Below are 15,092 nucleotides of genomic sequence, written 5' to 3' on the forward strand. Positions count from 1 at the left end.
TAGCTATCTGACGATCAAGCGTTTGTTTCTGGCCGAAATTGTGGCGATCAAGAACGGCGTCGAGCTGAAGCAGAATGGGGTGTTGTGGGATGTGGATGTGCCTGCTGCGTTGGTCTTCAACTAGACGCTCCCACATTGGATCGTGGTGATGTTGAATTTGACATAAAAAAAGCCCCGCCTGGGTTACCAGACGGGGCTTTTTAATGGCCGATGGAATCAGACGAGAGGTTTAGGCTCGTGCTCTTTTTCCAGGGCTTGCTCGTGTTGCTCTACCGCTTCCTGAACGGAACGCGGTGCTTCGTCGATCACGGAGTCAGCTGGCTCGGCAGCAACTTCAGCAGCCGGGGCAGGAGCAGCCTCGACGACTTCAGCAACAACCGGTGCCACTTCGACAGCGGCCGGAGCAGCAGCGGCAGCCAGTTCGGCTTCCTTCTGCAGGCGCTCTTCTTCACGCTTGCGACGACGCACTTCACGCGGGTCGTTAGGCGCGCGACCGCTTGGCGTCAGGGCGCTGACCGGGGCTGCTTCAACCACTGGCGCAACCACTTCGGCGGCAACAGGGGCTTCAACAACTGGAGCAGCTTCTGGTTCAGCAGCCACAACCGCTGGCTCGACAACCGCTACTTCAGCGGCTGGCGCTGGAGTTTCGACTGTTACCGGCTCGGCAACCCAGTTGAACGCGGTTTGCTCTTCGCGAACTTCACGAACCGTTTCGGTCACGGTCTCAGCAACGGTTTCGACAACCGGTTCTGCAACCACGGCAGGTGCTTCAGCAACGACGGCCGGTTCAGCAGCAACTTCAACCTGAGGCTGTGCTTCTTGAACCGGTGCTACTTCGATTTCCGGAGCGGCGGTTGCTTCTACAGGCGTGGTCGCTTCAACGACTGGCGCTTCCACTGGAGCAGTTTCCAGTGTGGCGGCAGTGGCGCGTTCGGCTTGCTCGTTGGCTTGTGCTTCGGCCGGAGCGCTGATCACGGTGCTGGCAACGGCTGCGGTAACAGCCAGGCCAGCGGCCAGATCGGCAGCGCTTGGCGCTTCGCGGCCTTCGGCGCCTTCGTTACCTTCGGCGGACTCGGATTCTTCCGAACCTTCGATCACGTTGCCGTTGGCATCGCGTTGACGCTCGCGACGGTTGCTGCGACGACGCTGACCACGGGAGCGGCGGCGTGGACGATCGCCCTCGGCGCCATCCTGACCGTCTTCCTGCAGTTGCTCTTCGTTGCCAGTCAGTTCTTCTTCAGCAACGGCGGCAGCCGCTTGCTCGGCACGCGGTTGACGTTCTTCACGCGGTGGACGTGGCGCACGTTCTTCGCGTGGCTGACGGGCAGGACGCTCTTCAGCAGTAGCGGTAGCGGCGGCAGCCGGTGCGGTGGCGTCGAGCGGCTCACGCAGTTCACGCACACGTTCTTCACGCTCGCCACGTGGCTTGCGATCTTCGCGAGGTGCGCGCGGTGCACGTTCTTCACGAGGTGCGCGCGGTGCGCGTTCTTCACGTGGAGCGCGTTCTTCGCGAGCGACGGCCGGGGTTTCTTCACGAGCTTCGCGTGGCTCACGTGGTGCGCGTTCTTCACGCGGTGCACGTTCCTCGCGAGGCTTGCGCTCTTCATCGCGGCGACCGTTACGGTTGCGGCTCTGCTGACGACCGTTGCGACGCTCTTCGTTGCGGGCCGGGCGCTCGGTGGTCGCTGGTTTTTCAACCACAACCGGAGCGGCCGGCTCTTCTTTAGTAGCGAACAGGCTGACCAGCGACTTCACCAGGCCTTTGAACAGGCTTGGCTCTGGTGCGACGGCCGGCGCAGCAACCGGTGCGGCGACGACTTCGGTTGGAACCGGAGCGTTGGCGCGGGCCGGAGCGGTCTTGACCGCGGCTTCCTGGCGAACCAGGGTGCGGGTCGCGGCGGCTGGCTGGACTTCTTCGACTTCGGCAGCGGCAGCGGCGATTTCGTAGCTGGACTGGTTGATGCTGGCTTCCGGGCTGTCATCACGCAGACGCTGAACTTCGAAGTGCGGCGTTTCGAGGTGATCGTTCGGCAGAATGACGATGCGGGCACGGGTGCGCAGTTCGATCTTGGTGATCGAGTTGCGTTTTTCGTTGAGCAGGAAGGCTGCAACCGGAATCGGCACTTGTGCGCGAACTTCGGCGGTGCGGTCTTTCAGGGCTTCTTCTTCGATCAGGCGCAGGATCGCCAGCGACAGCGATTCAACGTCACGGATGATGCCGGTGCCGTTGCAACGCGGGCAAACGATGCCGCTGCTTTCGCCGAGCGATGGACGCAGACGCTGACGGGACATTTCCAGCAGGCCGAAGCGCGAGATGCGACCGACTTGCACGCGAGCGCGGTCGGCTTCCAGGCATTCGCGGACTTTCTCTTCCACGGCGCGCTGGTTCTTGGCAGGGGTCATGTCGATGAAGTCGATGACGATCAGGCCGCCGATGTCGCGCAAGCGCAACTGACGGGCGATTTCTTCGGCGGCTTCAAGGTTGGTCTGCAGGGCGGTTTCTTCGATATCGCTGCCTTTGGTGGCGCGCGCCGAGTTGATGTCGATGGACACCAGGGCTTCGGTCGGATCGATGACGATGGAGCCGCCGGAAGGCAGTTCGACGACGCGCTGGAAAGCGGTCTCGATCTGGCTTTCGATCTGGAAACGGTTGAACAGCGGAACGCTGTCTTCGTACAGCTTGATCTTGCTGGCGTACTGCGGCATCACCTGGCGAATGAAGGTCAGGGCTTCGTCCTGGGCTTCAACGCTGTCGATCAGCACTTCGCCGATGTCCTGGCGCAGGTAATCGCGGATGGCGCGGATGATCACGTTGCTTTCCTGGTAGATCAGGAATGGCGCGGAGCGATCCAGCGAGGCTTCTTTGATGGCGGTCCAGAGTTGCAGCAGGTAATCGAGGTCCCACTGCATTTCTTCGCTGCTGCGGCCGAGGCCGGCAGTGCGCACGATCAGACCCATGTCGGCCGGGGCAACCAGGCCGTTCAGGGCTTCACGCAGTTCGTTGCGCTCTTCACCTTCGATGCGACGGGAGATACCGCCGGCACGCGGGTTGTTCGGCATCAGTACCAGGTAACGACCGGCCAGGCTGATGAAGGTGGTCAGGGCGGCGCCCTTGTTGCCACGTTCTTCTTTTTCGACCTGAACGATGACTTCCTGGCCTTCGCTCAGGACGTCCTTGATGTTGACGCGGCCTTCAGGCGCTTTCTTGAAGTATTCGCGGGAGATTTCTTTGAGGGGCAGGAAGCCGTGGCGCTCGGAGCCGAAATCGACAAAGGCAGCCTCAAGGCTTGGTTCGATGCGAGTAATCCGGCCTTTATAGATGTTGGCCTTCTTTTGCTCGCGTGCACCGGATTCGATGTCCAGGTCGTAGAGGCGTTGGCCATCTACCAGTGCAACACGCAACTCTTCGGGTTGAGTTGCGTTAATCAGCATTCTTTTCATGTAGTACCGTCGGTTTCCGGGCTGCCGGAAACGGCGTTCGGCACACACGACTTCTCATGGTCGGTGTCAGGTGCGTCGGGAGTGGTTGGCCATTCCCGTGTCCAGCGATGTCCGGCCAATGTGGGCCTTCGTCGCGACGTACGCGTCCTGCTTGCTGTGGCTACTTAAGCACTCAGTCAGGAGGAGGAATCAACCAGTGGCTGTGGACGAGATGAAGCGTCTTGATAAAGCCTATTGCTACACAGTCCAGCGGTTGTGCATCTCCACCCTACACGTATCCCTGATAATTCGGGTGCTGCCGCGCGCAGAATCCGCAGCGGGTTGGCATTTACCGTGAGCTCCGAAAGGGGAGGTCACGCATCATGGCTAATTTAGGCGTTGTTTCCGAAGCGTTCGCTCGGGGTCATTCGCAGCTGACTGCACTTTGTGAACTGGCCGTGAATATTGGCTCGCGTGGCGAGTGAAAACTCTGCTTTGCGGCGTGATTCAGGCCTCATGTCACCTGCGCTCGTTACACCTGCAAACTCCACCGTTACGTAGCGAAAGCCCCGTAGGACGGCCTCGCGTCCTGGTGAACTGCATTGGTCAGGGCCGGTTTTTGACCGTTGGTCCGCTGTCCAGGCCGCTTTTGGCGACGTTCGCGACTATAGCAGCAATGATTAAGTGCTTCAATTCCATAAAAAATTGATATCATCCGCGCCATGACGACTACTGCCCCCTCGACCCCAGCCGTACAACTGCTTGAGGTCACGCCGGAATATGCCGGCCAACGTATTGATAACTTCCTTCTCGCTCGGCTCAAAGGCGTGCCCAAGACTTTGATTTACCGCATTTTGCGCAAGGGCGAAGTGCGAGTGAACAAAGGCCGGATCAAGCCCGAATACAAGCTGCAGGCGGGCGATATCGTGCGCGTGCCGCCGGTTCGCGTGCCCGAGCGCGACGAACCGGTGCCTCTGGCCCAAGGCCTGCTGCAACGGCTCGAAGCCTCGATTGTCTTCGAAGACAAGGCACTGATCGTGATCAACAAGCCTTGCGGCATTGCGGTTCATGGCGGCAGCGGCCTGACTTACGGGGTGATCGAAGCCTTTCGTCAGTTGCGTCCGGATTGCAAGGAGCTCGAACTGGTTCACCGCCTCGACCGTGACACCTCTGGTCTGCTGATGATCGCCAAGAAGCGCAGCATGCTGCGTCACTTGCACACGGCATTGCGCGGCGATGGCGTTGATAAGCGCTATATGGCGCTGGTCCGCGGTAACTGGGCGGCCTCGATCAAGCAAGTTCGTGCGTCGCTCGGGAAGAGCAATCTGCGCTCCGGCGAGCGTATGGTTGAGGTCGACGAGGAAGAGGGCAAGGAGTCTGTGACCGTGTTCAAGGTCCTGCGTCGTTTTGGCGACTTTGCCACCCTGATCGAAGCCAAGCCGATCACCGGCCGCACCCACCAGATCCGCGTGCATACCTTGCACGCCGGGCACTGCATTGCTGGCGATACCAAGTACGGCGATGACGATTTCAGCAAAGAGATTCGGGATTTGGGCGGCAAGCGCCTATTCCTCCACGCCTACATGCTGACCGTGCCGTTGCCCGATGGCGGCGAGCTGAAGTTGCAGGCGCCTGTCGACGAGATGTGGGCCAAGACTGTGGAGCGCCTGAGTGCACCCCTCTGATTACAAACTGCTGATTTTCGATTGGGACGGCACCTTGGCCGATTCCATTGGTCGGATTGTCGAGGCGATGCATGTCGCTTCCGAACGCTCCGGTTTTCAATTGTGCGATGACTTTGCCGTCAAAGGCATTATCGGGCTGGGCCTTCCGGAGGCCATTCGTACGTTGTATCCGGAAATCGGCGACAACGAACTGGTGGCTTTCCGTCAGCACTATGCTGATCACTACATCGCCTCGGAAGCTGTGCCTTCGCCGTTGTTCGAAGGTGTGGTCGAGTCGATGGCGGCGTTTCGCGACGAGGGTTATCACTTGGCGGTCGCCACCGGCAAGGCGCGTCGCGGGCTGGATCGGGTGCTCAAGGCCCACGGCTGGGAAGATTATTTCGATATCACCCGCGCGGCCGACGAAACCGCCAGCAAGCCCCATCCGTTGATGCTTGAGCAGATTCTCGCCCATTGCGAGGTTCGTCCGGAGCAGGCATTGATGGTCGGCGATTCGTCCTTCGATCTGCAGATGGCGCGCAACGCCGGCATGGATTCGGTGGCGGTCAGCTACGGTGCGCAATCGATTGAGGCGCTGAAGCTGTTCGAACCGACACTGGCCATCGATCATTTTTCAGAATTGCATGCCTGGCTGAGTCAGCGGGCCTAATAGATTTTTGCTGGGGTAGATGTCATGACCGACGAATGGAAAGCGCCCGCCAAGGCGAGCGCGGAGAGCGGTGACGAGAAGAGCTGGAAGCTGCTGGAGAAGACTCTGCTGGCCAGTGTGCAGGAGCAGCGCCGGTCGCGGCGTTGGGGGATTTTCTTCAAGCTGCTGACCTTTGTTTATCTGTTTGGCGCGCTGATTCTGTTCACGCCGCTGATGGACATGGAAAAAGCCGCCACCCGTAGCGCCAATTACACCGCGCTGATCGACGTGACGGGCATGATCGCCGACAAGGAGCCCGCCAGCGCCGACAACATCGTCGGTAGCCTGCGTGCGGCCTTCGAAGATGAGAAGGTCAAAGGTGTCATCCTGCGTATCAACAGTCCGGGCGGCAGTCCGGTGCAATCCGGTTACGTTTATGACGAGATTCGCCGGTTGCGCGGCTTGCACCCGGACACCAAGGTTTACGCGGTGATCTCCGACCTGGGTGCTTCCGGTGCTTATTACATCGCCAGTGCGGCGGATCAGATTTACGCCGACAAGGCGAGTCTGGTGGGTTCCATTGGTGTGACGGCGGCGGGTTACGGGTTTGTCGGCACCATGGAGAAGCTGGGTGTCGAGCGTCGGACCTACACGTCAGGCGAGCACAAGTCGTTCCTTGATCCGTTCCAGCCGCAGAAGCCTGAGGAAACCCGGTTCTGGCAGGGCGTGCTCGATACGACGCACCAGCAGTTCATCAGCAGCGTCAAGAAGGGTCGTGGCGATCGCCTCAAGGACAAGGAGCATCCGGAGTTGTTCTCCGGGCTGGTCTGGTCCGGTGAGCAGGCGCTGCCGCTGGGGCTGATCGATGGTCTGGGTAATGCCAGTTCGGTGGCGCGTGATGTCATCGGCGAGAAAGAACTGGTGGACTTCACTGTTCAGGAATCACCGTTCGATCGTTTCTCGAAAAAACTGGGCGCCAGCGTGGCTGAGCAGTTGGCGATGTGGATGGGGTTTCACGGTCCATCGCTGCGCTGAACTTCAGGTAGCATAAAAAAACCGGCCTTTTTGGCTAATGCCGATCAGTTAAGCGAAAGCTGACTCTTGTAGGAGCGAGCTTGCTCGCGATGGGCGCCAACGATAACGCGTATTCTCTGGATACACGCGTCGTCCTGAAGTCCATCGCGAGCAAGCTCGCTCCTACAAATTCTCTTAACTGGCTGGCATTAGCCTTTTTGGCCGGTTTTTTGTGTTCAGGGAATTTGCACGCCTTCCTTCAGCAGCATGTCGATCAGGCGAATCAGCGGCAGGCCGATCAGGCTGGTGGCGTCAGGGCCTTCCGTGCTTTGAAACAGGCTCACCCCCAATCCTTCGGCCTTGAAGCTGCCTGCGCAATCGTAGGGCTGTTCTGCGCGCAGGTAGCGTTCGATGCGTGCGGTGTCGAGTGTGCGCATGTGTACGGTGAATGGCACGCAGTCGACCTGGCAGTGTCCGGTCTGGCTGTTGAGCAGGGCGAGGCCGGTCAGGAAGGTCACACTGGCGCCGCTTGAAGCCTGCAACTGTTCACGGGCCTTTTCGAAGGTGTGGGGTTTGCCGATAATGCGGTCGCCGAGCACTGCGACCTGATCGGAGCCGATGATCAGGTGAGCGGCGTGGCTGCCGACAAGGGCCTGGGCTTTTTCTTTGGCGAGGCGCTTTACCAGCTCGATGGCGGACTCTCCCGGTCGATGACTTTCATCGATGTCTGGCGAGCTGCAGGTGAACGGTAGCTGCAAGCGGGCCAGCAATTCCCGGCGATATACCGAGCTTGAAGCAAGTAATAAAGGCAGCATGCGCATCTCCAGAAGGCAGGCGCGAATTCTAGCGAGGCTTCCAGGTGACGGACAGGGCTGAATTTCCTTTGACATGGCCGGGGGCATCCCTATAATGCTGCGCCTATGTTGAATGACCCGATTCCACCTCACGTTGACCCGCGCAAATTGGCTGACCGTGGCACCACCCTTCAAGGTGAACTGCTGCTGGCCGATTTGGAGAGACTCTGCGACCCGCTTTCCGATACTGTCGGTACGGTGCAGGCTAAATTCGTTTTTGAACGAGATGAACGTAAGTCTGTGGTAATCCACAGCTTTATCGACACCGAAGTCAAAATGGTTTGCCAGCGTTGTCTTGAGCTGGTCACCCTGCCGATCCACAGCGAATGCAGTTATGCTGTGGTGAAGGAGGGTGCGAATACCCAGTCGTTGCCGAAAGGTTATGACGTGCTGGAACTGGGCGAAGATCCTTTGGATCTGCAGTCACTGATCGAGGAGGAGCTTCTGCTCGCCTTGCCCATTGTGCCTGCTCATCATCCGGAAGAATGCCAGCAGCCGGCGGGTCTCGATGAGCCCGAACCGAGCGAGGACGAGGTAACGCGGTCCAACCCGTTCAGTGTATTGGCGCAGTTAAAGCGTGACCCAAACGTTTAGGAGTTAATCAATTATGGCTGTTCAGCAGAACAAAAAATCCCGCTCCGCCCGTGACATGCGTCGTTCGCACGACGCTCTCGAGGCTAGCACCCTGTCTGTAGAAAAAACCACCGGTGAAGTTCACCTGCGTCACCACGTATCGCCAGAAGGCGTATACCGTGGCCGTAAAGTGATCGACAAGGGCGCTGACGAGTAATCACTTGTCCGCTCAAGTCATCGCGATTGACGCAATGGGCGGGGACTTCGGTCCCCGCAGCATTGTTCAGGCCAGCCTCGCTTGCCTGAATGCTACGCCCTCGCTGCACCTGACCCTTGTCGGTCAACCCTCCCTTCTTGAAGAATTGATCGCTGGCCAATCGGCTGCGGATCGCTCGCGGCTGTCGATTACTCCGGCATCCGAAGTGATCACCATGGACGAAAAACCTGCCCAGGCCTTGCGCGGCAAACCGGATTCGTCGATGCGTGTGGCGCTCGAGTTGTTGCGTGATGGCAAGGTTCAGGCCTGCGTCAGCGCCGGCAACACCGGCGCGCTGATGGCATTGTCGCGGTTCGTGCTGAAGACCTTGCCGGGCATTGATCGGCCGGCCATGGTCGCGGCGATTCCGACGCAGAAGGGTTATTGCCAGTTGCTCGATCTGGGCGCCAACGTCGATTGCAGTGCCGAGTATCTGCTGCAGTTTGCGGTGATGGGTTCAGTCGCAGCGGAAACCCTCGGCATCGTTCGCCCGCGGGTCGCGTTGCTGAACATCGGCACCGAAGACATCAAGGGCAATCAGCAGGTCAAGCTGGCGGCGACTTTGTTGCAGAGTGCTCGCGGCATCAACTACATCGGTTTTGTCGAAGGTGATGGTTTGTACCGGGGCGAGGCGGATGTGGTGGTGTGTGACGGCTTCGTCGGCAATATCCTGCTCAAGTCCAGCGAAGGGTTGGCGACCATGATCTCCGGTCGCATCGAAGCCCTGTTCAAAAAAAACTTTGCATCAAAAATAGTCGGCGCAATGGCGCTGCCACTGATGAAGCGCCTGCAAGCGGATCTGGCGCCCGCACGGCATAACGGTGCAAGCTTCCTGGGTTTACAGGGAATTGTGGTGAAAAGCCACGGTTCTGCAGGGGTTCAGGGCTTGCAGAGTGCGATTCAGCGTGCCTTGATCGAGATTCAGGAAAACCTGCCGGAACGGATTCACGGGCGCCTGGAGGATTTGTTGCTTTAGGCGTTTTCGTCGGACAATGCTTAAATGTGACCGCTCAGTTCAATTTGCCATCCAACTGTCAGTTTCTTGCGTCCCCAAAACGGGACGTCAATTCTCCGACGACAAGATCATTAGGGGCTTGTTACATGTCTGCTTCCCTCGCATTCGTCTTTCCAGGACAGGGTTCGCAGTCCCTCGGCATGCTGGCCGAGTTGGGCGCGCAACATCCGGTGGTCCTCGAAACATTCAAAGAAGCATCCGACGCTCTCGGTTACGACCTGTGGGCACTGACCCAGCAAGGGCCGGAAGAGCAACTCAATCAAACCGATAAAACCCAGCCGGCGATTCTGACCGCCTCGATCGCCCTGTGGCGTCTGTGGCTGGCTGAAGGCGGCGCGCGTCCGGCTTACGTTGCCGGTCATAGCCTGGGCGAATACAGCGCACTGGTCGCTGCGGGTAGCCTGAGTCTGGGCGACGCGGTGAAGCTGGTAGAGCGTCGTGGCCAGCTGATGCAGGAAGCCGTTCCGGCCGGGCAGGGCGGGATGGCTGCCATCCTCGGTCTGGACGATGCTGACGTACTGGCAGCCTGTGCCGAAGCGGCGCAAGGCGAAGTGGTCAGCGCGGTCAACTTCAACTCCCCGGGTCAAGTCGTCATCGCCGGTGCCAAGGCTGCGGTCGAACGCGCCATCGAAGGCTGCAAGGCCCGTGGTGCAAAGCGCGCCATGCCGTTGCCGGTCAGCGTGCCGTCCCATTGCGAGCTGATGCGTCCGGCGGCAGAACGTTTCGCCGAGTCGATTGCTGCGATCGACTGGCAGGCACCACAGATTCCTGTGGTACAAAACGTCAGCGCGAACGTGCCGACTGATCTCGAAACCCTCAAGCGCGATCTGCTTGAACAGCTCTATAAGCCTGTGCGCTGGGTCGAGTCGGTCCAGGCATTGGCTGCCAAGGGCGCGACCCAGCTGGTCGAATGCGGTCCTGGCAAAGTGCTGGCCGGCCTGAACAAACGCTGCGCCGAAGGCGTGTCGACATCCAACCTCAATACCCCAGACGCCTTTGCTGCCGCCCGTGCAGCACTGGCCTGAAATCAGGAGAAGCTTGCATGAGTCTGCAAGGTAAAGTTGCACTGGTCACCGGTGCGAGCCGCGGTATTGGTCAGGCCATCGCCCTGGAACTGGGTCGTCAGGGGGCCATCGTTGTAGGCACCGCGACATCCGCTTCGGGTGCCGAACGCATCGCCGCGACCCTGAAGGAGAACGGTATTCAAGGCACTGGCCTGGAGCTCAATGTCACCAGCGACGAATCCGTTGCGGCGGTGCTGGCGAGCATCCAGGAGCAGTTCGGTGCGCCGGCGATCCTGGTAAACAATGCCGGTATCACCCGCGATAACCTGATGATGCGCATGAAAGATGACGAATGGCATGACGTCGTCGATACCAATCTGAACAGTCTGTTTCGCCTGTCCAAGGGCGTTTTGCGTGGCATGACCAAAGCCCGTTGGGGACGAATTATCAGTATTGGCTCGGTTGTGGGTGCCATGGGCAACGCAGGCCAAGTAAACTACGCTGCCGCCAAGGCCGGTCTGGAAGGTTTCAGCCGCGCACTGGCGCGTGAAGTTGGTTCGCGTTCGATTACGGTAAACTCGGTGGCCCCTGGGTTCATCGACACCGATATGACCCGCGAACTACCCGAGGCACAGCGTGAAGCCTTGCAGACGCAAATTCCGCTGGGCCGTCTGGGGCAAGCTCAAGAGATCGCGTCTGTGGTCGCTTTTCTTGCATCCGACGGTGCGGCTTACGTTACTGGGGCTACAATCCCGGTGAACGGCGGGATGTACATGAGTTAAATGTGACGGACTGCTTCAAAAAAATGTCATACGAGCTGTCTAAAATCCGTTATAAAGCTGCAATCTATTTATAGACAGAGGGCCACCGGGTTTGAGGAGTGAAGCTTTCAGTTGAAAAACTGAAAAGTCTTTCTATACACTTACCCACTGGCCAGCTGCCTGAATTTGTCCATTAGGAGTGAAAACAAGGTATGAGCACCATCGAAGAGCGCGTCAAGAAAATCGTTGCTGAGCAACTGGGCGTTAAAGAAGAAGAAGTGGTCAACACTGCTTCCTTCGTTGAAGACCTGGGTGCCGACTCCCTTGACACCGTTGAGCTGGTGATGGCTCTGGAAGAGGAATTCGAGACCGAAATCCCTGACGAAGAAGCTGAAAAGATCACTACTGTACAAGCTGCAATCGATTACGTTACAAACCACCAGGCTTAATAGCTTGTAATCGTTGCTTGCTGTCATGGAAAAACCGCACTGCCATCATGGCGTGCGGTTTTTTCTTTAGGCCTGATGCAAAGTCGTCATTTGAAAAAGGAGAGTGCTGTGTCGCGTAGACGCGTCGTAGTCACCGGTATGGGTATGTTGTCTCCACTGGGCACGGATGTGCCGAGCAGTTGGCAGGGCATTCTGGCTGGCCGCAGTGGCATTGGTCTGATCGAACACACCGACCTTTCTGCCTATTCCACCCGTTTTGGCGGCTCGGTAAAGGGCTTCAATGTCGAGGAATACCTGTCGGTCAAGGAAGCTCGCAAGCTCGACCTGTTCATTCAGTACGGTCTGGCAGCCGGTTTCCAGGCTGTGCGTAACGCAGGTCTTGAAGTCACCGACGCCAACCGTGAGCGCATCGGCGTGGCCATGGGTTCGGGTATTGGCGGTCTGACCAATATCGAAGAAACCAGCCGCACGCTGCATGATTCCGGGCCACGACGGATCTCTCCGTTTTTCGTGCCTGGCTCGATCATCAATATGATTTCCGGTTTCCTGTCGATCCACCTGGGTGCACAGGGCCCCAACTACGCCATCGCCACTGCGTGTACCACGGGTACGCACTGCATCGGCATGGCGGCACGCAACATCATGTACGACGAAGCCGACGTGATGATTGCCGGCGGCGCCGAGATGGCGGCTTGCGGATTGGGCATGGGCGGCTTCGGTGCCTCCCGCGCACTGTCGACCCGCAACGACGAGCCGACCCGCGCCAGCCGTCCATGGGACAAGGGCCGTGATGGCTTCGTGTTGTCCGACGGTGCCGGTGCGCTGGTGCTTGAAGAGCTGGAGCACGCCAAGGCTCGTGGTGCGACCATCTACGCCGAGCTGATCGGCTTCGGCACCAGTGGCGACGCCTACCACATGACTTCGCCGCCGGCGGACGGTGCAGGCGCTGCACGTTGCATTACCAACGCCCTGCGCGATGCGAAGATCAATAGCGATCAAGTCCAGTACATCAACGCCCACGGCACGTCGACTTCGGCCGGCGACCTCGCGGAAGCCTGCGCGATCAAATCGGTGTTCGGCGATCACGCCTACAAGCTGGCGGTCAGTTCGACCAAGTCCATGACCGGTCACCTGCTGGGTGCGGCGGGCGCGGTCGAAGCGATCTTCAGTGTGCTGGCAATCAACAGCCAGGTGGCGCCGCCGACCATCAACCTCGATGAGCCGGACGAAGGCTGCGACCTCGATTTCGTGCCGCACACCGCGCGCAATATGGATATCGACGTGGTGCTGTCCAACTCCTTCGGTTTTGGTGGTACCAACGGCTCGCTGGTGTTCCGCCGGTTTGCTGGCTGATGGACAGCTGGGTCGACGGTCAGCCGGCTGACGCTCTGTCGCTGAAGGATCGCGGCCTGGCCTACGGCGATGGTCTGTTCGAGACCATCGCCGTGCGCGGCGGGCAGCCGCTGTTGCTAGACCGGCATTTGTCGCGTCTGGCCGATGGCTGTTCGCGCCTGGCGATTACTGCCGATCACGCGCTGATCCGCAGCGAACTGCTGACCTACGCCGCTGTTCTGGGTGAGGGTGTGCTTAAACTCATCCTCACTCGTGGCGACAGCTTGCGCGGTTACGCCCCCGATCCTGCGGCCCAGACCCGACGCATTCTGCAAGGCAATCCTCCTGCTGCTTATCCTGTGGTTCATGGAGAGCAGGGCGTTCGCCTCTTCCCCTGCACCACACGACTGTCCAGACAACCCTTGCTCGCCGGGCTCAAACATCTGAACCGTCTTGAGCAAGTCATTGCCCGCTCCGAATGGCAAGACACCGAGCATGCCGAAGGCTTGATGCTCGATCACGCCGGGCGCGTGGTCGAAGGCGTGTTCAGCAATCTGTTCATGGTGCGCGACGGTGTGTTGATCACCGCCGATCTCAAACGCTGCGGTGTCGCCGGCGTGATGCGTGCGGAATTATTGTTTCAAGCCGAGTCGTTGGGAATCCCCACGCAAATCACCGACATCACCCTCGAACAACTGCAATGGGCTGATGAAGTCTTTGTCTGCAACAGCGTGTATGGCGTTTGGCCGGTGCGCGCCTACGCAGCACTGAGCTGGCCGGTTGGGCCGCTCACCCGTAAACTCCAAACCATTGCCCGCGCGCTACTGGATGCTTGATACGTGAGACGTAAATTCTTGCTGCTGCTGGAAACCGGCCTGGTTCTGGCAGGGCTATGTCTGGGCGCTTCGGCCTGGAAAATCCATTCGGCGCTGGAACAGCCGCTGAACATTACCCAGGAACAACTGCTGGAAGTGCCCAAAGGCACGACACCCACCCGCACTTTCTATCGACTCGAAGCCGATGGCGTCATCAAGGACGCTTTCTGGTTGCGCGTGTACTGGCGCTTCAACCTGGCCGGACAACCGCTGCACAAAGGTGAGTACCGCATGCAGCCCGGCATGACCGTTGAAAGCCTGATCGACCTGTGGAAGCGCGGGGAAATGGTTCAGTACAGCCTGACCCTGGTCGAAGGCTGGAATTTTCATCAGGTTCGTGCGGCCCTGGCCAAGGATGAAAAGCTCGAGCAGACGCTGAACGGCTTGAGCGATAGCGAAGTGATGGACAAGCTCGGTCACACCGGGATCTTTCCGGAAGGGCGATTCTTCCCGGACACTTACCGATTCGTGCGGGGCATGACTGACGTCGAGCTGCTGAAAAAAGCCTACGACCGCCTCGATGAAGTCCTCGCCAGGGAGTGGGGGCAGCGCGCGGCGGACGTGCCGTACACCGAACCTTATCAAGCGCTGATCATGGCTTCGCTGGTGGAAAAGGAAACTGGCGTACCGCAAGAGCGGGGGCAGATCGCCGGCGTGTTCGTGCGGCGCATGGAAATGGGCATGCTGTTGCAGACTGATCCGACCGTGATCTACGGCCTCGGTGATCGTTACAACGGCAAGTTGACCCGCGCGCATCTCAAGGAAGCGACCCCTTACAATACCTACGTGATCTCCGGCCTGCCGCCGACGCCGATTGCGATGGTCGGCCGCGAAGCGATCCACGCAGCGTTGAATCCGGTGGCCGGCAACAGTCTGTATTTTGTCGCGCGCGGCGATGGCAGCCATGTGTTCTCCGATGATCTGGACGCCCATAACAATGCGGTGCGCGAATTCCAGCTCAAGCGCCGCGCCGATTATCGCTCCAGCCCGGCGCCGGTCACCGCGCCAGAAGCGACAGATCAACAGGCGCTGATCCCCGCGGCTTCGCCCGACACGGCCCCTGAGGCTTTGTCACCGGTGACGCCGCAAGAGCCGGTTCAGCCACCGACTCAAGAGGCAACCCAAGAACCGGCTCAGGAACCTGCCCAAGAGCCCGCTGCTGCGCCTGTGCCCGAACCGGATGCAACCGCGCCGCAAAGCCCGCAATGATTCTGACTAAGGACTGC

The 15,092-nt window shown here is 59.4% G+C and carries 14 protein-coding genes; 12 read left to right on the forward strand and 2 right to left on the reverse strand.

The window, feature by feature from the left end:
• Positions 1-216 precede the first annotated feature (216 nt).
• A complete protein-coding gene (gene rne, locus ACYZTL_RS23545) occupies positions 217-3,441 on the reverse strand; it encodes a ribonuclease E (protein WP_461953749.1) in 3,225 nt (1,074 codons plus the stop codon).
• Between the two features lie 701 nt (positions 3,442-4,142).
• On the opposite strand from rne, the gene rluC reads away from it, so the two are divergent.
• From rluC to sppA, 3 genes are read left to right on the forward strand one after another with little or no spacing between them, the layout of a single operon-like run.
• Complete coding sequence (gene rluC / locus ACYZTL_RS23550) at positions 4,143-5,105, forward strand: 23S rRNA pseudouridine(955/2504/2580) synthase RluC (protein WP_461953750.1); 963 nt, start codon at positions 4,143-4,145, stop codon at positions 5,103-5,105.
• Positions 5,092-5,754, forward strand: coding sequence for an HAD-IA family hydrolase (locus ACYZTL_RS23555; RefSeq protein ID WP_461953751.1), 663 nt, complete (start codon positions 5,092-5,094; stop codon positions 5,752-5,754). The genes rluC and ACYZTL_RS23555 overlap by 14 nt, the downstream gene beginning before the upstream one ends.
• Before the next feature lie 24 nt (positions 5,755-5,778).
• Complete coding sequence (gene sppA / locus ACYZTL_RS23560; RefSeq protein ID WP_461953752.1) at positions 5,779-6,768, forward strand: signal peptide peptidase SppA; 990 nt, start codon at positions 5,779-5,781, stop codon at positions 6,766-6,768.
• A 215-nt stretch (positions 6,769-6,983) separates the two neighbouring features.
• Here the strand turns inward: sppA and ACYZTL_RS23565 are convergent, their stop codons facing one another.
• Positions 6,984-7,562 (reverse strand): Maf family protein, encoded by a 579-nt coding sequence (locus ACYZTL_RS23565; RefSeq protein ID WP_461953753.1) that lies wholly within the window; start codon positions 7,560-7,562, stop codon positions 6,984-6,986.
• Positions 7,563-7,667: 105 nt separating this feature from the next.
• On the opposite strand from ACYZTL_RS23565, the gene ACYZTL_RS23570 reads away from it, so the two are divergent.
• The 9 genes from ACYZTL_RS23570 to mltG all read left to right on the forward strand — a co-directional run bounded on the left by ACYZTL_RS23570 (position 7,668) and on the right by mltG (position 15,075).
• Positions 7,668-8,195, forward strand: coding sequence for a YceD family protein (locus ACYZTL_RS23570; RefSeq protein WP_004371317.1), 528 nt, complete (start codon positions 7,668-7,670; stop codon positions 8,193-8,195).
• A 13-nt stretch (positions 8,196-8,208) separates the two neighbouring features.
• On the forward strand, positions 8,209-8,391 hold the full coding sequence (gene rpmF, locus ACYZTL_RS23575) for a 50S ribosomal protein L32 (protein WP_003179396.1): 183 nt from the start codon (positions 8,209-8,211) through the stop codon (positions 8,389-8,391).
• A 4-nt stretch (positions 8,392-8,395) separates the two neighbouring features.
• Positions 8,396-9,406, forward strand: a complete 1,011-nt coding sequence (gene plsX, locus ACYZTL_RS23580; protein ID WP_461953754.1) for a phosphate acyltransferase PlsX — start codon at positions 8,396-8,398, stop codon at positions 9,404-9,406.
• Between the two features lie 125 nt (positions 9,407-9,531).
• Entirely contained in the window at positions 9,532-10,470 is a 939-nt protein-coding gene (gene fabD, locus ACYZTL_RS23585; protein ID WP_461953755.1) for an ACP S-malonyltransferase, read from the forward strand.
• Positions 10,471-10,487: 17 nt separating this feature from the next.
• Positions 10,488-11,231 carry a 3-oxoacyl-ACP reductase FabG gene (gene fabG, locus ACYZTL_RS23590; protein WP_007942004.1) on the forward strand — a complete coding sequence of 248 codons (744 nt, stop codon included), beginning with the start codon at positions 10,488-10,490 and terminating at the stop codon, positions 11,229-11,231.
• A gap of 191 nt (positions 11,232-11,422) precedes the next feature.
• Positions 11,423-11,659 carry an acyl carrier protein gene (gene acpP, locus ACYZTL_RS23595; RefSeq protein ID WP_003442511.1) on the forward strand — a complete coding sequence of 79 codons (237 nt, stop codon included), beginning with the start codon at positions 11,423-11,425 and terminating at the stop codon, positions 11,657-11,659.
• 108 nt (positions 11,660-11,767) lie between these two features.
• Entirely contained in the window at positions 11,768-13,012 is a 1,245-nt protein-coding gene (gene fabF / locus ACYZTL_RS23600; RefSeq protein WP_461953756.1) for a beta-ketoacyl-ACP synthase II, read from the forward strand.
• Positions 13,012-13,827 (forward strand): aminodeoxychorismate lyase, encoded by an 816-nt coding sequence (gene pabC, locus ACYZTL_RS23605; protein WP_461953757.1) that lies wholly within the window; start codon positions 13,012-13,014, stop codon positions 13,825-13,827. Before fabF ends, pabC begins: the two co-directional genes overlap by 1 nt.
• A 3-nt stretch (positions 13,828-13,830) precedes the next feature.
• Positions 13,831-15,075 carry an endolytic transglycosylase MltG gene (mltG, locus tag ACYZTL_RS23610; RefSeq protein ID WP_461953758.1) on the forward strand — a complete coding sequence of 415 codons (1,245 nt, stop codon included), beginning with the start codon at positions 13,831-13,833 and terminating at the stop codon, positions 15,073-15,075.
• Positions 15,076-15,092: the final 17 nt, after the last annotated feature.

The sequence above is a fragment of the Pseudomonas sp. LB3P81 genome, from assembly GCF_054897965.1.

Coding starts and splice junctions, on each gene's coding strand:
- ACYZTL_RS23570 (WP_004371317.1), top strand. CDS start 7,668: ATGTTGAATGACCCGATTCCACCTCACGTTGACCCGCGCAAATTGGCT.
- acpP (WP_003442511.1), top strand. CDS start 11,423: ATGAGCACCATCGAAGAGCGCGTCAAGAAAATCGTTGCTGAGCAACTG.
- rne (WP_461953749.1), bottom strand. CDS start 3,441: ATGAAAAGAATGCTGATTAACGCAACTCAACCCGAAGAGTTGCGTGTT.
- fabD (WP_461953755.1), top strand. CDS start 9,532: ATGTCTGCTTCCCTCGCATTCGTCTTTCCAGGACAGGGTTCGCAGTCC.
- ACYZTL_RS23565 (WP_461953753.1), bottom strand. CDS start 7,562: ATGCTGCCTTTATTACTTGCTTCAAGCTCGGTATATCGCCGGGAATTG.
- pabC (WP_461953757.1), top strand. CDS start 13,012: ATGGACAGCTGGGTCGACGGTCAGCCGGCTGACGCTCTGTCGCTGAAG.
- fabG (WP_007942004.1), top strand. CDS start 10,488: ATGAGTCTGCAAGGTAAAGTTGCACTGGTCACCGGTGCGAGCCGCGGT.
- sppA (WP_461953752.1), top strand. CDS start 5,779: ATGACCGACGAATGGAAAGCGCCCGCCAAGGCGAGCGCGGAGAGCGGT.
- rluC (WP_461953750.1), top strand. CDS start 4,143: ATGACGACTACTGCCCCCTCGACCCCAGCCGTACAACTGCTTGAGGTC.
- rpmF (WP_003179396.1), top strand. CDS start 8,209: ATGGCTGTTCAGCAGAACAAAAAATCCCGCTCCGCCCGTGACATGCGT.